We start from the raw sequence: 19,657 nt of genomic DNA on the forward strand, positions 1-19,657 counted from the left end.
GGAAAACGACATGAAAAAAAGAACATTATTCCGCAGCGGTGCGGCGTTTCTTATGGGACTTCTGATGACCGCAGCGGTGGGATGTTTCACAAGCTTTGCTTATGACAGCGCAAGGCTGAAGGCTTGTTCAGTAGAGAACGGAAACAGCATTTCTGTCACAGGAACAGCCACGGCCGGCGCTTTAAATGAGGGGGAAACTCCGGATGATGGCTATTATTATCTGTTCGAGCTTCACCCATATGAGTCTGAGATAGGCTCCAGAACGGACTACATCGCATGGAGCAACAAATCCGACAAGTTAAAATTCACCTTAAAATACAGCGGTGATTCCACGGATACGATGCTCTATTCCAGATTCGTGGTTGCGTTAAAGACCGGCAGCACCTACACCCCGATCAGCAATGCGATCTATGTGACGAACCCGGGCGATGTGGCAAAATATCGCGAGGATTACCCGGAGCCGATGAGCAAAAAAGGACTTCTGATCCAGCTCGATATGCTCGGCGACGCGCTGAACCTGGGCGTAAAGCACACGACGGTCAATATCCCGTATCACCAGCTTGTGGGCGGTAATTTAAAATACAAATACAACGGAAAGACCTACAACTTCAACGGTGATCTCATCAAGGATTATGATAAGATGATCAGTGCGTTCTCCGCGAAAGGAATCGTTGTGACGGCGATCCTTTTAAACGGACGGAACGACAACTACCCGGAGCTTCACGAAGCCGGGCTTGCGAAGAGAAAGGAAGCTTTCTACTACGGTTTTAATGTCTCCACGGAGCAGGGATATGAGACGACCCGCGCGCTGCTCTCCTTTATGGCAGAGCGCTATTCCGGTGCCCACGATGACTATGGCCGTGTCAGCAACTGGATCGTCGGAAATGAGATCAACAACAACTTAAACTGGAACTACACCGGTCCGATGGACATTGATTCCTATACAAAGCTCTACTCAAAGGTATTCCGTGTGGCCTACACGGCGATCAAGAGCCAGAGCCGGAACGCGCGGGTCTTCTTCTCCACGGACTATGAGTGGAAGCGCGCAAACTCCAACCTGATGTATGGCGCAAAGGACTTTATTGACCGCTTCAACGCCGATATCCGTGACGAGGGGAATATCGAGTGGGGACTTGCCTACCACCCGTACCCGCATCCGATGACGGAGCCGGAGTTCTGGGATGATGATCAGACGGGAGCTGTCAATAATACCGAAGATTCACCGGTCGTAAACTTCAAAAACCTCAACGTCCTGACGGATTACTTCCAGAAGGATATCATGCGCGATGCAGGCGGAAATGTCCGTCATATCATTCTCTCTGAGGAGGGCTTTACATCAAAGAGCGCGACCCGGGGAGATGTCTATGATATCCAGGCAGCCGCTTTCGCGTATGCATATTATCTTGTAGATAATAACCCGTATATCGACGCGTTTATCTTAAACCGTCAGGTCGATGCGGTGATCGAGGTAGAGCAGTCCTGCTCATTCGGCCTCTGGACGGTGGATATGTCAAGTCCGGATCGGGTGATCGCTGTTATGCCGAAGAATATTTACAATGTATTTAAGTATATTGATACAAATAAATCGCTGAAGTATACAGAATTTGCGAAGAAGATCATCGGAATCAACAAGTGGAGTGATGTGATCCCGGGATTTAAGCTGCAGGAATAATTCAAAAAATAAAGCTGGTATTTTGATTCGGCAGGATACTTTCGGATATGTGTTCTGCCGGATCTTTTTTGCTTACAAATACCAGTTTTACGGGATTTTATTGACAAAATCCTAACGAGGGCTTATAATGCGCTATGACGATTATTTAGTACGACAACTCAGGAAATGACAGGAAAACAATTTTGTGTGTCAACATTTTTCAGGAGGATATCATTATGGCAAAGAAGAATCCAATCGCAGCCGCAGCAAAGAAAATGGCTGCAGCACCGGTTAGCAATAGCACTGTAGAAGTAAAGGCAGCAGAGACAAAGACAGTAAAGGCAGAAGCAAAGGCAGAGGCTCCGAAGGCAGAAGCTAAGAAAGCAGAAGAACCGAAGAAAGAGACAGCAAAGAAAGCTCCGGCAAAGAGAACAACAGCAAAGGACATCAAGACATCCGTAGTTGTACAGTTCGCTGGCAAGGAAGTTACAGAGAAGGACCTCATTGCAGCTGTTAAGAAAGCCTACACAAAGAAAGGCAACAAAGTCGGCGATATCAAGACCATCGAGATCTATGTAAAGCCGGAAGAGAGCGCTGCTTACTATGTAGTAAACGGTATCGGCGCAGACGATTACAAGATCGAGCTGTAAGTTGAGATGATAGTTTAGCTATGTCCGGATGGACATATGGCTGGGCAAATGTGTTTAGACACAGTCTTGCAGATGGATATATCCTGGATGTGTCGCCTGCAAAAGAACAGAAACTAGGACTTTAGGACTTGAGCGCCCGCTGGGATCATCCCCGGCGGGCGCTTTTGAGATCAGGAGATTATGGAGAAAGAAACGAAGAGAGAGCTGCCGGAAGCGTTCGTGGAGAAGATGAAAAAGCTTCTCGGCAGTGATGCGGAATCATTTTTTAAAAGCTACGACGCGGAGCGGAAATTCGGTCTGCGGGTCAACCCATTAAAGCAGAAGAGCGGGGAGATGCCGGAGGAAGGAGAACCCCTTGGAGATTACCTGAAGGGACTCGCAAGAGTTCCCTGGGCAGAAGAGGGATTTTACTACGAGGCAGACATGCGCCCGGGACGCCACCCGTTCCACGAGGCTGGGGCATACTATATCCAGGAACCAAGCGCCATGTCTGTGGCAGAAGCACTGTCTCCAAAGCCCGGGGAGCAGATCCTGGACCTCTGTGCGGCGCCGGGAGGGAAATCCACTCATCTTGCCGGAAAAATGGGAGGACATGGGCTTTTAGTCTGCAATGAGATCCATCCTGCCCGCGCAAAGATCCTGTCCCAGAATATTGAGCGCCTCGGTGTGGAGAATGCCGTGGTGACGAACATGGATCCGTTCCGGCTTGCCCCGGAGTTTCCGGAATTTTTTGACGGGATCGTGGTGGATGCCCCGTGTTCCGGCGAAGGAATGTTCCGAAAGGATGAGAATGCCAGAAATGAGTGGAGCCCAGATCATGTAAAACAGTGCGCGGGGCTGCAGGACGGGATCCTGGACTGTGCGGCGGCGATGTTAAAGGGTGGCGGGCGGATCGTTTACTCTACCTGCACATTTTCGCCCGAGGAGAACGAGCAGAGCATAGCAAGATTCCTTGAGCGCCATCCGGAGTTTTCAGTGGTGCAGCCGGAGCTTGCAAAATATTTTTCCGCCGGTCACCCGGAATGGGCAGATGGGAACGAGGAGCTGAAAAAGACCGTGAGGATCTGGCCGCATCTTGCGGACGGAGAGGGGCATTTCCTGGCGCTGCTTGTGAAAGGTGAGAGATCCTGGGATGCTGTGGAACGTACAGAGAACGCAGACGGAAAGAAAAACAGCAAAAAGGGCGGACGTAAAAACGGACGTGCGAAAGAGGATGCGGCGCTCACGGAAGCGGTCGCTGCGTTCCGGGCATTTGAAAAAGAGAATTTGAAAGACATGGAACATCTGGAAAATGGAAAGAAATTTCTGATGTTTGGAGAGAACCTGTATCTCGTCCCGGAGGTGATGCCGGGTCTTATGGGGCTTAAGGTATTGAGACCGGGCCTGCACCTTGGAAGCGCGAAAAAAGACAGATTTGAGCCGTCCCATGCGTTGGCTCTGGCACTGAAAAAAAGTGATGTGAGACAGAGTGTGGAGGTCGGATCGGAGGATCTTGCGCTGCGGTATCTCCGTGGAGAGACATTGCGGGCGGAGGATCTTGAAGAACCGAACATCCCGGCAAAAGGCTGGGTTCTTGTGACTACCGGCGGCATGTCACTGGGGTTTGCGAAGGCGGCTGGCGGGATGCTGAAGAATCACTATCCGAAAGGACTTAGGATTCAGGGTGGTTGATGATACGCATTAAGAGATAAGTTTTTGCTTTTACATTACTGTAAAAAGGATATAGAGCCAGAAAAGAACCGGACATGGAAACAAGCGAAAACACGCTTCGCGAGTTTCCCCTTGTTATCGCGACAGTCGCCAAGGTCCCGCGCATGCGCGGACTTTGGCTCGTTGTTCGCGTAAATAAGATCCGCCGGGATCTGCCTTAATAAAAGACAGGACCTGACGGATCTTTTATGTTTGGAAACAGTTTCCTCATGTCCCCCGGCAGCGGGGCGGAGAACTCAAGCTTTTCTCCGGTCACCGGATGGGAAAAGCTTAAATATGTGGAATGGAGCGGCTGACGGTCGATAAAACGGTAGTCCGGGCAGTAGAGAAAATCCCCTGGCAGCGGATGCCCGATGGCTTTCATATGGACGCGGATCTGGTGTGTCCTTCCTGTCTCCAGGAGGAGGCGGATGAAGGAGAGGTCAGCGTTCTTGTTGTAGGCAAATGTCCGGTAATGGGTTACAGCGGTCTCACCCCGCTCTGGATCCAAGACCCGCTCGATGGTGGAGCCGTCCTTTCTTGCGATCGGAAGATCGATGGTGCCGGATGCGTCCGTCTTCCCGGAGACGATGGCGGCGTACTCCCTGTGAATCGTGTGGTCCTTCACGGCATCAGAGAGAACGCAGGAACTGTAGGGATTCTTTGCGAGAAGCACAAGCCCTGATGTGTCCCGGTCCAGCCGGTTTACGGCCCGGAACACGAAAGGAGACTCCTCATTCCTGTAATACCATGCAATCCCGTTTGCCAGGGTATTCTCATAGTGTCCCTGGGACGGGTGGACCGGCATTCCGGCAGGTTTATCGATCACGAGAACATGTTCGTCTTCAAAAACGACGGAGAGGTCCATGGGAACAGGGACAATCTGGTCGGAAGTTTTTTTCTCCGTGACATGGACGCGCAACTGATCTTTCGGCTGAAGGACTGTGTTGGAAAAAACAGTTTTTCCGTTTAGGAGAAAACTGCCCTCGGTGTTTCGAAGATGAACCACCAGGCGGGAAGAATAGCCGGAATCCATGAGAAAGGCGGCGATGGAACGACCGCTGTCGGCTTCTTTAATTGTGTAAATCAAAACGATATTCATGATAAATCCCTTTTTATTTAAAAATATAATAATTCAACACACCAGATGTCCGCAGATATTTCGGCTGCATAACATCACGGACACGTAGAAATGATCTCAAAGTTATTTCAGCGTATTTCATTGTATCATAGGAAAAATTGTCCGGCAAGTCTCAGAAAACATCCGCATATGCTGTTACAAATATGCGGCGGAAGTTCTGAAAAATGTGGAAAAATAAAAATATAGCAGGAATGGTGCTGGCGCGGCTCAGTGAATGGACCTTGGGGAAAGAAAAGGAAAAACGCAGACCCGGACCATCCCCGATTCTGCAGTTGTGCCTGGGGGGACTCCTGCTTTTGGCAGCGGCAGTTCCCGGAGATCATTTATACAGGGAAAGCAGCGGGCTGCAGGCTGCACAGGATCCGGTCGTATCGGTGATCCGGTCCGAGAATGGGGAGACGCTGGAATCAGCGGTGGTGCGATCGAAGGTGAAGACCGATCCGCTGAACCTGAATTCTCACTCCGCTGTCCTGCTTGACGGCGATACAGGGCGGATTCTGTACGGAAAAAACGAGATGGAAGTCCTTCCCATGGCCAGCACCACGAAGATCATGACCTGCATCCTTGCCCTGGAGAATGCCGGGCTGGACACGGAAGTCGGGATCTCAGACCGGGCGGCGACCATGCCGGAGGTGAAGCTGCATGTGAGAGAAGGGGAGAAATACCGACTGGAAGACCTTCTTTACTCCCTGATGCTGGAATCCCACAATGACACCGCAGTGGCCATCGCGGAAGCGGTCGGGGGCAGCGTGGAAGATTTCGCGGACATGATGAACAGGAAGGCAGCGGAACTTGGCTGTGATGATACATATTTTCTGACGCCCAACGGGTTGGATGCGGAGGATAAGGAGAGTGGGAAGATTCATTCCACCACTGCGGCAGACCTGGCGCGGATCCTCAGATACTGCATCGTGCTCTCCCCGGCAAAAGAAGAGTTCCTTGCCATCACAAGAGCACCGTCCCACGCCTTTTCCGACCTTTCCGGGATACGGAGTTTCTCCTGCGTCAATCATAATGCTCTCCTGACATCCATGGAAGGTGCGGTCAGTGGAAAGACCGGATTCACGGGAAAGGCTGGATACTGTTATGTTGGTGCAGTGAAAAAGGGGAAGAAGCTGTTCATAGCGGCGCTTCTGGGCTGCGGGTGGCCGCCCCACAAGACCTATAAGTGGCAGGATGTGCGGAAACTTGTGACATACGGGGATAAAAACTTTGAGTATAAGGAGATAGAGAAAAAGGGACTCGGGGAGGAAACTGCAGTTCCGGTGGAAAATGGCGTGGGGTACAGGGTTAAGGTAGAGATCGGGACTGAAAACGCGGATAAGACCCCTCTCCGTGTTCTGCTGGGAAACGATGAGAAGGTCCAGGTAAGGACAAAGATCGCAAAATCGCTCCATGCTCCGGTCCGGGAAGGAACGCCGGTGGGACAGCGGGATTACATGGTCGACGGGATCGTCATCGACAGTGATCCGGTGGTGACAGCCGGGAATGTTGAACTTTGGGACTTTGAGTATGCGGAGAAGATCGTGATGGAAAAATTCTGGATGTAGAGGTCTATTTTTCCAGACATGAATCGATGAATGGGCCTGTTTTAAAATGTTATAAAAATCCTACTATCATACTTGAATTATAGGAATATTCTGTTATACTGATAAGAAAGATAATTGGTAACTATGAAGGTACATATCAGTTACAGAAAATTTATAAGTATGGAGGCATAAAATCATGCAGACAAAACTGACGAGAGAGGACGCCATCGCGCTCCTCAGAAAATACAACAAAGAGCCATTCCATATTCTCCATGGCCTGACTGTCGGGGGCGTTTTAAAATGGTACGCGAATGAACTCGGATACGGAGATGAGGCCGGATTCTGGGAGATCTGCGGAATCCTTCATGATATCGATTTCGAGGAGTATCCGGAGGAGCACTGCCTGATCGCGCCGCGTCTTTTAAAAGAGGGCGGAGCCGAGGATGAGGTGATCCATGCGGTCTGCAGCCACGGATACGGAATCCACGAGTGGATCGACGCGAAGCCGGAGCACGAGATGGAAAAAGTCCTCTTCGCGGCAGATGAGCTGACTGGTCTGATCTGGGCGGCAGCGAAGATGCGCCCATCAAAGAGTACGAAGGACATGGAAGTGTCCAGCTTAAAGAAGAAATTTAAAGATAAGAAATTTGCTGCAGGATGTTCCAGGGACGTCATCACAAAAGGTGCCGGGAATCTCGGCTGGGAACTGCCGAAGTTAATGGAAATGACGATCCTCGCCATGAGATCCTGCGAGGATTCCGTTGCGGAAGAGATGAAGAAGATGGGGTTGGCGGAGTAAGAGCGTATTGCTGACCAGTATAATAAAAACCTGAGGAGCTGTGTTGAGACCTCTCAGGTTTTTTGCCTTCCGGCTTATGTTTTCTTACAGTCAGCGCAGTAAGTGCGCAGACCTGCAGAACAGTCACAATTTCAGACTAATTGTTCAGCAATTTTGCACGCTTACCGCACTGACTGCACTGTCTATTTTCTGCTCTTGATCTGTGCCGTCATCTTATTGGGCAGGCAGACGATGATCTCGCCGTCCAGATGGATCTTTCCCTGGTGGACACAGATCTTGTCGGGGCATGTGGCCTCGGAGACCCACGCCTCCCCATCTTTGATGATCAGGTGGTTTGTGCCGCCGGACACGCTGTCTATAGTGAGTTCCTGATCTTTTGCGAGATCGAGGGTTTCGACTACTTTTCCATCGACGGAAACTTCAACGATCTCCGCAGGGCTTTTATGCATCAATTTTGCCCCGAGAAAAAGAAGAACGGCTGCCGCAAGTATTACGGCGATCAGGATCATATCCTGTTTTTTTAAAAGTTTCTGTTTCGTATCTTTGCTTTCTGTCATAAAAAATCCCTGAAAATAGTGTAATGGTAACTGTTTCGTGTTTTGCATCAGCGCCGGGCAAAAAATCCGGGAGACTGTCTGATCTAAATATTACTGTTTGATAATAAAGTCTTCCATTCCATCCGAATAGTAAACATTGTAATCCTCATCGATAAAGCATGCGTAGATTCCATCCAGGGAATTCGCAAGCTCCAGTCCTTTTTCCAGGCCAAGGGAAAAGCAGGTGGTGGAGAGACCATCCCCGTCAACGGACTCCTCGGAGAGGATCGTCACGGAGATCAGTCCATTATCGTAAGGATACCCGGTTGCCGGGTTTAAAATGTGATGGTAATTCTTTCCGTCGATCTCAAAATGCCGCTCGTAGACACCGGATGTCACGACGGAGAGATCCTTGATCCCAAGCACCTCAAATGTCTCATCCCTGTCCGCAAAAGGTTTCTGCAGCCCGATGTTGAATTTGCTTCCATCCGGCTTTTCACCCACGCAGAGGACGTTTCCGCCGAGATTGATAATGGCGCTCTTCACACCGGCATCCAGGAGCTGTTCCTTGATCCGGTCGGCGATATAGCCCTTCGCGATGGAACCCAGGTCGATGGTGGTATCCGGGGAGAGGAATGTCAGCGTATTTCCGGAGAGGACGAGGTTGTGGTAATCCACCTTCGGAATATCTGCTTCGATGTCTGCTTCATCCGGGATCACGGCCTCGCCGCTTGTGAAATTCCAGAGGGAACTCAACGGCTCGATCGTAATGTCAAAGGCACCGTCAGATTTCTCGCAGTATTCCAGACCTTTTGCCAGAAGCGCTGCCATGTCGTCGGAGACCGTGACAGTGTCGGAGGTCCGATGGTTGATCTTGTAGAGCTCGCTGGTCTCTAAGGTCTTGCTGAAAATATTCTCATACTCTTTACAAAGTGCCATCGAATCGTCTAAGATAGAGGAGTCGTCGGAATCGTAGAGCGTGATGGTGACGAAGGTGTTGAGCAGAAAATCGGAACGGCTGAGAGGAGTCTCCTGTGTGAGAAGTCCCGGTCCGCTGCTTGTTCCACACCCGCTCAATGTCATGCCGGAAACAAAGAGGAGACCGGCGGCACAGAGGCCAAATATTGTTTTTTTATTCATGTGTTATATACTTCCTGTACGATAAATATTATAAGCTCATTCGACAGCGGAAATTTTGTATATTAATACGAAAACGCAGACCGCAGCAGGCACTCGTGCCTGTCGTACAAAATATCAGAAGCTGCACTGCCGGATATCCGGTTTATTCTAACAAATGAACTTTTGAAAGTCAAGAAAGAGGAGAATAGATCCGATGAATCGAGAAAAAAAGGCAATAACTGTGGCATTGTATGGGCTCCTGATTGCCCTTGCCATGGTGCTGAGTTTTGTTGAGACAATGATTCCCATCCCGATCCCAGTCCCAGGCATAAAGCTGGGACTGGCGAACCTTGTAACGGTGGTGGGGCTTTATTTAATTGGAATCCCCGGAACCATCGCCGTGACCCTGATCCGCATCGTTCTTGTGGGACTGTCATTTGGAAATCCCTACAGCATGATCTATGGGCTGTCTGGAAGCTTTTTAAGCTTGTTTGTGATGGCGGTATTGAAGGAGACCGGAAAGCTCTCCCAGGTCAGCATCAGCGTTCTTGGCGGGATTGCCCACAATATCGGCCAGATCACCTTTGCGGCAGTTATCGTCCAGACACCAGGGGTATTTTATTATCTGCCATTTCTTCTGGCAGCCGGATGCATCGCGGGAACACTGATCGGAATCGTCGGCGGAATCATTACGGAGCGGCTTCAGCGTGCGATGCGGGGATAAAAAAATAAAATAGCGATTGTATTAGGGTGGTAAATTTATTATAATAAAATGTAACAGGTTGCAGGTGCGGCAATTTGTTCTGCAAAAAACGCGCTGCAAGTTTACTTGTATAAGTGTTTTTGCAGAGCAGATTGATATAGGGCGGCCGCCCTGTGCTTCTTGTTTTTGTGCAGCGAAAACAAGAAGATACGCACGTTATACTTAAATCTGTCAATATACCGTAAAAAAACGGAGGAATTCGATCATGATTGAAATGTCAATAAAGAAACTGGTTCAGTACGGCAGAACGACCGGACTTATCGAAGCCGAAGATGAGATCTACGCAAGAAACCAGATCCTGGAAGTACTGAAAATGTCCGAATACGAGGAGCCGGGCGAGATTACAGACGAGATCAGCCTGGAAGATACCTTAAACGCGCTCACCGACTACGCTGCAGAGCAGGGGATCCTTGAAAACAACAGCGTCGTATACCGGGATCTTTTTGACACGAGACTCATGAACTGCCTGATGCCGCGCCCAAGCGAGGTCGTAAAGAAATTCCGCGGGGAGTATGAAAAATCCCCGGAGGACGCAACGGCTTATTTCTACAAACTGAGCCAGGACTCCGACTATATCCGCCGCTACCGTGTCTGCAAGGACTTGAAGTGGATCACGAAGACGGAGTACGGCGACCTGGACATCACGGTAAACCTCTCAAAGCCTGAGAAAGACCCGAAAGCTATCGCCGCTGCAAAAACCATGAAGCAGAGCGGATATCCGAAATGCCTGCTCTGTATGGAAAACGTGGGCTACGCGGGCCGAATCAACCATCCGGCGAGAAACAACCACCGGATCATTCCGCTGACCTTAAACGGCGAGTCCTGGGGCTTCCAGTATTCCCCGTACGTCTACTATAATGAGCACTGCATCGTCTTCAACGGAAAACACACCCCGATGAAGATCGACCGGAATACGTTCAAAAAGTTATTTGATTTTGTGACCATGTTCCCGCATTATTTCCTGGGATCCAACGCGGATCTCCCGATCGTCGGCGGTTCCATCCTGACCCACGACCATTTCCAGGGCGGAAGATACACCTTCGCGATGGCGAAAGCACCGGTGGAGAAAAGTTTTACAGTGAACGGTTACGAGGATGTGGAAGCAGGAATCGTAAAATGGCCGATGTCCGTGATCAGGATCCGCAGTGAGAAGAAAGAACGCCTTGTGGATCTTGCGGATAAGATCTTAACTGCATGGCGCGGATATACAGACGCGGACGCGGATATCTACGCGGAGACAGACGGGGAGCCACATAACACGATCACCCCGATCGCGAGATTCCGTGGCGGAAAGTTTGAGCTGGATCTGGTACTGAGAAATAACCGCACCACGGAGGAACGTCCGTTAGGTCTGTTCCATCCGAACCCGAAGCTCCACCACATCAAGAAAGAGAACATCGGACTCATCGAAGTCATGGGCCTGGCAGTTCTTCCGTCGAGATTGAAGGATGAGCTTGCCCTGCTTGCCGACTATATCGTGGAAGGAAAGGACATCCGCAGCGAGGAATCCATCGCAAAACATGCAGACTGGGTAGAAGAGTTCCTTCCGAAATATGCGAAGATCACAAAGGATAATGTGATGGAGATCTTACAGGATGAGGTCGGCCATGTGTTCGCGAATGTCCTTGAGGATGCGGGCGTTTATAAGCGCACAGAGGCGGGGCGTGAGGCATTTGGAAAATTTATCGAGACATTAAACAGGTAACAAAATTGTTGCCGGAACCGTTACATTTTCCTTAAAATTTTCATAAATGTAGGGACTTCGTCTCGCCAAGCGCGGGAAAGTGTGTTATATTGGTATTTGTTTCATAACTGCTAAGATTCTTCGCAGTTACAAGCAAAAATCCATTCCGGATCGGTTTTGCCGATGGGATTTTTGCTTTCCAGCCCATACTTTTTTACGGTCAGCGCAGCAAGTGTGCAGATCTATTGTGCAGCTGCTGGGCTTTAAATGATGGAAAAAGGAGACTGCCATGTTAAATGAGGAGAAGATCCGGCTGATGACGGGTATCGCCATGTTTGAAAAGAAAATGATGAAGGAATCCATCCCGGCAAACCGGTATTTCAAGAGCGACTACGTTGGAAGCCATCTGATCCGGTCTTTTATCGCGTACTCGCTGACCGTGTGCCTGTGCCTGGTGCTGTGGGTCCTTTACCGGTTCGATGATCTGCTCAACGTCATGGCGGTGGATGACCTGATCTCTCTCGGGGTGCGCCTTGTATTCTACTATGCTGCGGGACTTCTCGCATATCTTGTTGTGACCTGGAAGATCTATTCGAGACGTTATGACGAAGCAGCCGGAAGACTGAAGATCTATCAGGCAAAGCTGCGGCGCCTTGATAAAAAATATGACCAGTAGCCTGCAAAGGAAAACGGGGAGGAAAAGAGTAAGTGATCGGACTTTTAGTATTCAAGGAAAAACTGAAACAATTTTATGGAAAGTATAATATTTACATCGTACCGGTCGTAAAATTCCTGGTGGGATTCCTTACGTTCTGGCTGATTAACGCGAATGTAGGTTTTATGTCGAAACTTAAGAATCCGCTGATCCCGGTGGTGATGGGACTGGTTGCCTCCTTTATTCCATATGGAGTGACAGCGTTTCTGGCCGGTGTTTTTATCCTGATCCATGTTGCCCAGGTGTCTCTGGAGATCGCTCTGGTCATCTTTGTGTTCGTGCTGGCGGTGACCGTCCTTTACTACGGATTCCGGCCGGGTGACGGATATCTGCTTCTCCTGACACCGTTACTGTTCTTCCTGCGGATTCCGTATGTGGTGCCGCTTGTGGTAGGACTTTCTGGAAGCCTTGTGTCCATCGTTCCTGTGTGCAGCGGTGTCTGCATCTACTATATTCTGATGTATTTAAAGCAAAATGCGGGAACACTGACGGGAAGTTCGATGGCGGAGATGGCAGACCGGTTTATCCAGATCGTAAAGAATGTATTTGGAAATGAGCTGATGTGGGTCATGGTGGCTGCATTTGCCGCTGCGATCCTTGTGGTCTTCATCCTTAAAAATCTTTCAGTAGACTACTCCTGGTCCATCGCCATCGTTGCGGGAGTGATCACACAGCTTGCAGTGATCTTTATCGGTGATTTCAATTTCAACCTTCCGGTATCCGCAGGTTCCATGATCTTTGGAATCGTCGCATCGGTGGTGATCGCCCTGATCTACCAGTTCTTTGTGTTCGCGGTGGATTATACGAGAACAGAGTATCTGCAGTATGAAGACGATGACTACTATTACTATGTGAAAGCTGTCCCGAAGCTCACGGTGTCTGCACCGGATGTGAAGGTACAGCGGATTTATTCGAGAAAAAATGTGAGACATGAGAAGAACGAAACTCGTGAATAATTGTACGGAGGTAACAAAATGACAGAATTTCTTGGGAATATGTATTCCTGGTTTACATTTATTCCGAAGATCACATTGTCGAATCTTTTTGAAATTCTGATCCTCACAGTTCTGATCTATGAAGTCCTTTTATGGGTGAAGTCGACGAGAGCGGGAGTGCTTCTCCGCGGTGGTATGATCATTGTTGGTTTTTACCTGCTGGCGGCGATGCTCCATTTAAATACGATCACCTGGATCATCAACCATATGGGCCAGCTCGTATTGACAGCCCTCATCATTATCTTCCAGCCGGAGCTTCGAAAAGCGCTGGAGCAGCTCGGAAGCAAAAATATCATCACAGACCTTTTTATTTCTGAGAATTCCAGACAGCAGGAAGGATATACAGAGAAGACCGTAAATGAGATTACCCGTGCGGCCTTTGAAATGGGAAAAGTAAAGACAGGAGCCCTGATCGTCATCGAGCGCGACACTCCGCTTCCAGAGATCGAACGCACGGGAATCCCGGTGGACGGAATCGTCACGAGCCAGCTTCTGATCAATATTTTTGAACACAATACGCCTCTTCACGACGGCGCGATCATTATCCGTGGAAACCGCGTGACCTCTGCGACCTGTTATCTGCCGCTTTCTGATAACCTGAGCATCAGCAAAGACCTGGGAACAAGACACCGTGCGGCTCTTGGAATCAGTGAGAACACGGACAGCCTGACCGTTGTAGTCTCCGAGGAGACTGGACGGGTATCCCTGGCGGAGGGCGGAAGTCTCAGAAGGATCAACAGTCCGGAAGAGTTAAAGCTTGCGATCGCTGCAAAGCCGGAGGAGGAGACGGTATCCGGCCCGTTCAAACTCTTGAAGGGATGGCATAAAAATGAAAGAAAAGCAGAATAGACGATGGGGACTTTTGCTGATTTCCTTCCTGTGTGCCTTTTTAGTCTGGCTGGGGGTCGTCAATGTGGCGGATCCGGTCATGACGGATACTGTGGAGGTGCCAGTAGAGATCATTAACAGCGACGTCCTCACGAAGAACAACCTGACATATGCGGTTGTCGGAAAATCGACAACCACAGTTCAGTATGAGGTAAAGACGACAAATGCGTATCGGATCCGTTCCTCAGATTTCCGGGCGTACGCGGATATGACAGACATGTGGTCCGTGACAGGCGCGATCCCGATCAAGGTCGAGGTCCTAAACCACTCCGAATACCTGGTCTCCATGCCGGTGAGCCGGACGGGAACGATCAAGATCGAGACGGAACCGCTTCAGAGGAAGACATTTACCATCGGCGTCATGACGACGGGAATGCTTGAGGACGGCTACCAGACTGGCAAGGTGACACTGTCACCGGAGACACTTACGGTTGAAGGTCCGGAATCCCTGATCGGACAGATTAGCAGCGTCGGAATCGAGATCAACTTAGACGGAAAGAACGCGGATTGGAGCGATTCGGAGGAACCGAAGTTCTATGACGCGAACAAAAACAGCATTACGATCAGCGATCGTCTGATCAGTAACTGCAAGAGTGTCGATTATACCATGGAGATCCTGAAAGTGAAGAATCTGAGCCTGGATTTCGATGTCACCGGTGAGGTGGCGGGCGGTTATCGCTACACAGGTGTGGAGTGCGGACTTAAGAGTGTCCCGGTGGTCGGATTAAAGAGCGCTCTGGCATCCTTAAATACGATCACGATCCCGAAGGAAGAGCTTGATGTTTCCGGCGCGAGGGCAAATATCGTGAAGACTATTGATCTGAATGATTATCTGCCGGAGGGAGTTTCCCTGGCTGGGAAGGACAGTTCCGAGATCACGGTGACACTTACGGTGGAGCAGTTGAAGGAACGGGAATATACGGTCCGCATCAGCGCTGCCAGTTATGTTGGGGCGGACAGCTCCTACAGCTATCGGGCAGACCCGGGAACGGTCACAGTCCGGATCCGTGCGCTTCAGGAAGAACTTGACAGCCTGCAGCTTACGGCTGAGGACCTGAGTCTGAATGTCTCTGGAATGGGAGAGGGAAGCCACCAGGTTCAGCCGACGCTTAACAGGGAGCTTGATTCTGCCTATGATTTGCTGGGAATTTCCAGCTGTACGGTAACTGTCGCAAAGGAACAGGAGTCTGCGACGGAGACAGAGCCTGAGACAACTGAGAAAGAGACAACAAAAGCGTCGGAAACTGCCGCTGAGAGCAGCAGCGAGGCGGAGACAGAGGGGGAGACCGCTGCGTCTGCGACAAGACACGCGGTGATCGTACCGCCGGAGACGACGGAAGCACGTCAGGCGACAGGTCTTCAGACCATATTTCGAAATTAGGAGTTAAAAATACTTATGGTAAAGCAAAAAGTTACGATCGAAAACCCAACCGGTCTTCATCTGAGACCGGCAGGGCTTCTGTGCAAGGAGGCACTGCGGTTTCAGAGTTCGATCAAATTTGAATATGGAAACACAACAGCTAATGCAAAAAGTGTACTGAGCGTGCTGGGGGCATGTGTAAAGTGCGGAGATGAGATCGAATTGATCTGTGAGGGAGCGGACGAAAAGGAAGCTCTGGAAACGATCACGGAACTGATCAATGGCGGTCTCGGAGAGTAGGCTGATATGCTGGTTTATGTGATTTGTTACGGCGCTGCCATGCTTTTTGCATTCAGCGCCCATTTTACCTTATCAGGAATGTCACTGATGTTTGCAGCACTATATCTTTATCTGTGGGAATATGGGAAAAGCGGCAATCCGCTTCATCTCCGCGGACTGTTTTCCTTGTTTTATGTGGGAGGAGAAGGAATCTCCTGCCTGAAGCTGTCAAACCTTCAGAAGGACTGGAGTTTAGAGACCTGGGCGTGCTTTTTTGTAGCTTTTGCGGCATTCTGGAATGTGTACGCACTGGCAGAAAAGAAATTTGGATATGAGAAGGAAAAAAAGACAATAGATGGATTTTCCCTGAAGTTTACGGGGGAGACCCCGGAGAGATACGGGACAAGAATTTTCATTGCACTTACCGGGCTGACAATCCTGTCCCTGACTGCCTTTCTGTTTGAGGCATTCCGGTTGGGATATGTGCCGTTTCTCCTTCGGGGAGTGCCGCATGCCTACTCATATTTCCATATTTCCGGGGTCCATTATGTGACGGTGTCATGTGTACTGGTCCCGTCCATGGAAGTGCTGTTATGGTTCTATGACAGGGAGATGGGGAAGGCGAAAAGAATCGTTTCCCTCATTATGACAGGGATCGCGCTCCTGATCCCGGTGCTTTGTGTATCGAGATTTCAGCTGATCTTTGCGGTGATTCTCGCAGTGCTGACATTTATGATCGTCAGCGGATACAGGAAAATCAGGTATCTTTTCATGGCAGCGGCGGGACTTGTTCCACTCTATGTGATCTTAACGATTGCCAGAAGCCATGATGTGACGTATCTGAATGGAATCTTTGAGATGAAGAATGCGGCTACGCCGATCTTTATCACGCAGCCTTACATGTATATTGCAAACAATTACGACAATTTTGACTGTCTGGTACGGGAGCTTCCGGCCCATTCTATGGGACTAAAGGGAATGTTTCCGCTCTGGGCATTATCGGGGCTTAAGTTTATAAAGCCTGCATTAGTGGACTGGCCGATCTACGTGAATAAGGAGGAGCTGACTACGGTTACACTCTTCTATGACGCGTATTATGATTTTGGAATTGCCGGTGTATTTCTGTTTTCATCAGTATTGGGAGCGGCTGCCGCATGGCTTTCTGCAAGGACATACCCGGGAAGAAATCCGGCGTGGTACCTATTCTATTCTCAGGGAGCGCTCTATTTTATGCTCTCGTTTTTTACAACCTGGTATTCCAATCCTACGACCTGGTTTTACTTTGTGGTGACCGGTGCCTTTGGAATTTTTTTAGAGATTAAACACAACAGACGGAGGAGACAGCTATGATATCAGAAAAAATGAAACCATTTATGGCTAATAATTCCGCGATCCGCGCAATGTTCGAGGAAGGGAAAAGAATGGCTGCTGTTTACGGCAGGGAGAATGTATATGACTTCAGCCTTGGAAACCCGAATGTTCCGGTTCCGCAGGTGACAGAGGCGATCCTCGACGTGGTGAAGAATGAGGATTTCATGACACTCCATGGATATATGAGCAATGCAGGCTATGAAGATGTCCGTCAGACTATCGCAGAGTCCTTAAATAAACGGTTCGGAACGAATTTTTCCTTTAAGAACCTGATCATGACAGTGGGTGCGGCGAGCGGATTAAATATCATTTTAAAGAGCATTTTAAATCCGGGCGATGAGGTTATCGTGTTTGCACCGTATTTTGTGGAATATAATGCGTATGTGAGAAACTATGACGGAAATGTTGTGGTCATTTCTCCGGATACTGAGACGTTTATGCCGAAGCTTGATGAGTTTGAGGCGAAGATCACTGCTAAGACGAAGGCTGTTATCATCAACAACCCGAACAACCCGACGGGTGTTGTGTATGATGAGGCGACGATCAAGGCTATGGCTGCGATCCTGGAGAAGAAGGAAAAGGAGTTTGGCACATCGATCGTGCTGATCTCTGATGAGCCGTACCGTGAGCTGGCTTACGGCGGGGTTGAGGTTCCGTTTGTGACGAAGTATTATCACAATGCAGTTGTGGGATATTCTTACAGTAAGTCCCTCTCTGTTCCGGGTGAGCGTATCGGCTATGTCGTGATTCCGGATGAGGTGGATGATTCTGCGGCCCTGATCGGAGCGGCTACGATCGCGAACAGGGTGATCGGATGTGTGAATGCGCCGTCACTGATTCAGAAGGTGATCAAGTATTGCATTGAGCATGAGGTTACAGTGGATCTGGAGACTTATGAGAAAAACAGGAATCTGATCTATGGTGCGCTGACGGAGTATGGATTTACCTGCGCGAAGCCGGACGGAGCGTTTTACTTGTTTGTGAAGTCTCCGGTGGAGAACGAGAAGGAATTTTGCGAGGTGGCGAAGAAACATCATGTGCTGGTGGTTCCGGGCAGTTCGTTTGCTTGTCCGGGGTACGTGAGACTGGCTTACTGTGTGTCCTATGAGCAGATCGAGAGGTCGCTGCCGGCATTTAAGGAGATTGCAGAGGAGTACGGGCTTTGTAAGTAGTGATGGCGGGAAAACCGGTGAAAGGAGTACAGATCATTAGCCGGACTTTGTTTGAAAGCATATAAAGCCGTATGAGATCATGTGGAGTACTGAAAAAGGGGGATCGACTGAGTAAAATACTGCGGATGGAATGCAGCAGGATTTTTACAGGATTAGGAGGTCCATGGAATGAATTTCAGAAAGTATGCAGGGATTATTTTAAATATTCTGGTTCCTTTGCTCACAGTTTATCTGGTCTGTGTCTGGGGACTGAGGCTGGTGGTGTTTTTTCTTCCGTTTGTGATCGGATGGATCGTGGCAGCGATCGCGAATCCGGTGGTGCGTTTTTTTGAAAAGCGGCTGAAGATCGTCCGCAGGCACGGCTCGATGGTTCTGATCGCAGGTGTGCTGGCACTGGTGATCTTTGGCATCTATGCGCTGTTTTCCTGGGTGTTCCGGGAAATGACGGAGTTTGGGCAGGCACTGCCCGGAATTTATGCGTCGATCCGGGAGGAAGTCGATCTGGCCTGCGAGCGGATCGGGGGACTTTTGAAGTATCTTCCTGCAGACACGGAGACGACGATCATTTCCGAGCTGGAGAATGTGGGTGGATATATCGGTGATTTTGTTCAGAAGATCGCAGCTTCCGCAGGCAGCCGCGTAGTGCGGACGCTGCCGGAGGTCTTTGTGAATACGATTATTGTATTTCTTTCTTCATACCTGTTTCTGGCAGATCATGATAAGCTTGTGGAGACGGTACGGAAGGTTATGCCGGAGCCTGTGATCAAGTATGGACGGATGATGAAGAGCGATATCCGGACGTTGATCGGCGGGTATTTTCTGGCGCAGTTTAAGATCATGTTCGTGGTCGCAGTGGTGTTGGTAATCGGAATGTTATTCCTCAGGGTTCCATATGGAATTTTTCTTGGAATCGCGATCGCGATTCTGGATTTTCTGCCGATGTTCGGCACAGGAACGGCATTGATTCCCTGGGCAGTGGTGAGACTCTTTACCGGGGAGTACGGTTATGCGCTCAGCCTTATCGTTCTCTATGTTTTAACACAGGGCATCCGTCAGGTGATCCAGCCGAAGATCGTCGGTGACAGCATGGGACTTCCGCCGCTTGCAACACTATTCTTCCTCTATCTTGGTTTCAAGTTCCGCGGTATTGCGGGAATGATCATCGCTGTACCGGTCGGCATCCTGTTTATCCGGTTTTACGGATATGGGGCCTTTGATGGCTTGATCAGGAATGTGAAGCTTCTTGCGGAGGAGATCAGGAAGCTGATGGAAGAATAGAAAGTAAGAAAAAGAGACAGGCATTCGAAAGCTTATCT

18 protein-coding genes are annotated in these 19,657 nt (G+C 49.6%); 15 read left to right on the plus strand and 3 right to left on the minus strand.

Translation table 11 applies throughout. From position 1 onward, the window contains the following. Positions 1–10: 10 nt before the first annotated feature. The 3 genes from DW677_RS01275 to DW677_RS01285 all read left to right on the plus strand — a co-directional run bounded on the left by DW677_RS01275 (position 11) and on the right by DW677_RS01285 (position 3,972). The gene (locus tag DW677_RS01275; RefSeq protein WP_117469349.1) at positions 11–1,672 is read left to right on the plus strand and encodes a DUF5722 domain-containing protein; all 1,662 of its coding nucleotides are present in this window, start codon (positions 11–13) and stop codon (positions 1,670–1,672) included. 215 nt (positions 1,673–1,887) lie between these two features. Then, entirely contained in the window at positions 1,888–2,301 is a 414-nt protein-coding gene (locus DW677_RS01280; RefSeq protein ID WP_015554129.1) for a DUF6465 family protein, read from the plus strand. A 180-nt stretch (positions 2,302–2,481) separates the two neighbouring features. After that, entirely contained in the window at positions 2,482–3,972 is a 1,491-nt protein-coding gene (locus tag DW677_RS01285; protein ID WP_117566348.1) for an RsmF rRNA methyltransferase first C-terminal domain-containing protein, read from the plus strand. Between the two features lie 196 nt (positions 3,973–4,168). Here the strand turns inward: DW677_RS01285 and DW677_RS01290 are convergent, their stop codons facing one another. Then, positions 4,169–5,092 carry an RluA family pseudouridine synthase gene (locus DW677_RS01290; protein WP_117566349.1) on the minus strand — a complete coding sequence of 308 codons (924 nt, stop codon included), beginning with the start codon at positions 5,090–5,092 and terminating at the stop codon, positions 4,169–4,171. Between the two features lie 203 nt (positions 5,093–5,295). Between DW677_RS01290 and DW677_RS01295 the strand changes: the two genes are divergently transcribed. Together DW677_RS01295 and DW677_RS01300 are read left to right on the plus strand one after the other, a co-directional pair. Next, on the plus strand, positions 5,296–6,681 hold the full coding sequence (locus DW677_RS01295; RefSeq protein WP_117566350.1) for a D-alanyl-D-alanine carboxypeptidase family protein: 1,386 nt from the start codon (positions 5,296–5,298) through the stop codon (positions 6,679–6,681). Between the two features lie 175 nt (positions 6,682–6,856). Further along, complete coding sequence (locus DW677_RS01300; RefSeq protein ID WP_117469353.1) at positions 6,857–7,459, plus strand: hydrolase; 603 nt, start codon at positions 6,857–6,859, stop codon at positions 7,457–7,459. A gap of 182 nt (positions 7,460–7,641) precedes the next feature. Here DW677_RS01300 and DW677_RS01305 read toward each other — a convergent pair whose 3' ends face one another. Both DW677_RS01305 and DW677_RS01310 read right to left on the minus strand, forming a co-directional pair. Then, positions 7,642–8,016 carry a NusG domain II-containing protein gene (locus DW677_RS01305; protein ID WP_117504633.1) on the minus strand — a complete coding sequence of 125 codons (375 nt, stop codon included), beginning with the start codon at positions 8,014–8,016 and terminating at the stop codon, positions 7,642–7,644. 90 nt (positions 8,017–8,106) lie between these two features. Continuing rightward, positions 8,107–9,135: an FAD:protein FMN transferase gene (locus DW677_RS01310; RefSeq protein ID WP_015554133.1), complete on the minus strand. Its 1,029-nt coding sequence runs from the start codon at positions 9,133–9,135 to the stop codon at positions 8,107–8,109. 193 nt (positions 9,136–9,328) lie between these two features. Here DW677_RS01310 and DW677_RS01315 point away from each other — a divergent pair, with 193 nt between their 5' ends. The 10 genes from DW677_RS01315 to ytvI all read left to right on the plus strand — a co-directional run bounded on the left by DW677_RS01315 (position 9,329) and on the right by ytvI (position 19,619). Next, entirely contained in the window at positions 9,329–9,838 is a 510-nt protein-coding gene (locus tag DW677_RS01315; RefSeq protein WP_117566351.1) for a Gx transporter family protein, read from the plus strand. A gap of 244 nt (positions 9,839–10,082) precedes the next feature. Further along, complete coding sequence (gene galT, locus DW677_RS01320; RefSeq protein WP_117566352.1) at positions 10,083–11,582, plus strand: UDP-glucose--hexose-1-phosphate uridylyltransferase; 1,500 nt, start codon at positions 10,083–10,085, stop codon at positions 11,580–11,582. Positions 11,583–11,850: 268 nt separating this feature from the next. Beyond that, the gene (locus DW677_RS01325) at positions 11,851–12,237 is read left to right on the plus strand and encodes a hypothetical protein (protein WP_015554136.1); all 387 of its coding nucleotides are present in this window, start codon (positions 11,851–11,853) and stop codon (positions 12,235–12,237) included. Positions 12,238–12,269: 32 nt separating this feature from the next. After that, on the plus strand, positions 12,270–13,232 hold the full coding sequence (locus tag DW677_RS01330; RefSeq protein WP_117469358.1) for an ABC transporter permease: 963 nt from the start codon (positions 12,270–12,272) through the stop codon (positions 13,230–13,232). Between the two features lie 18 nt (positions 13,233–13,250). Then, complete coding sequence (gene cdaA, locus DW677_RS01335; protein ID WP_117566353.1) at positions 13,251–14,120, plus strand: diadenylate cyclase CdaA; 870 nt, start codon at positions 13,251–13,253, stop codon at positions 14,118–14,120. Beyond that, positions 14,101–15,540, plus strand: a complete 1,440-nt coding sequence (locus DW677_RS01340) for a CdaR family protein (RefSeq protein WP_117504637.1) — start codon at positions 14,101–14,103, stop codon at positions 15,538–15,540. The genes cdaA and DW677_RS01340 overlap by 20 nt, the downstream gene beginning before the upstream one ends. Before the next feature lie 15 nt (positions 15,541–15,555). Beyond that, a complete protein-coding gene (locus DW677_RS01345; protein ID WP_015554140.1) occupies positions 15,556–15,819 on the plus strand; it encodes an HPr family phosphocarrier protein in 264 nt (87 codons plus the stop codon). A gap of 6 nt (positions 15,820–15,825) precedes the next feature. Then, positions 15,826–17,148: an O-antigen polymerase gene (locus tag DW677_RS01350; RefSeq protein ID WP_117469361.1), complete on the plus strand. Its 1,323-nt coding sequence runs from the start codon at positions 15,826–15,828 to the stop codon at positions 17,146–17,148. Further along, a complete protein-coding gene (locus DW677_RS01355) occupies positions 17,145–18,341 on the plus strand; it encodes a pyridoxal phosphate-dependent aminotransferase (RefSeq protein WP_117469362.1) in 1,197 nt (398 codons plus the stop codon). The genes DW677_RS01350 and DW677_RS01355 overlap by 4 nt, the downstream gene beginning before the upstream one ends. 168 nt (positions 18,342–18,509) lie before the next feature. Next, complete coding sequence (gene ytvI / locus DW677_RS01360; protein ID WP_117566354.1) at positions 18,510–19,619, plus strand: sporulation integral membrane protein YtvI; 1,110 nt, start codon at positions 18,510–18,512, stop codon at positions 19,617–19,619. The last annotated feature ends 38 nt before the right edge of the window (positions 19,620–19,657 follow it).

The sequence above is a fragment of the Clostridium sp. AM25-23AC genome (assembly GCF_003435125.1).
Taxonomy (GTDB): Bacteria; Bacillota; Clostridia; order Lachnospirales; family Lachnospiraceae; genus Pilosibacter; species Pilosibacter fragilis.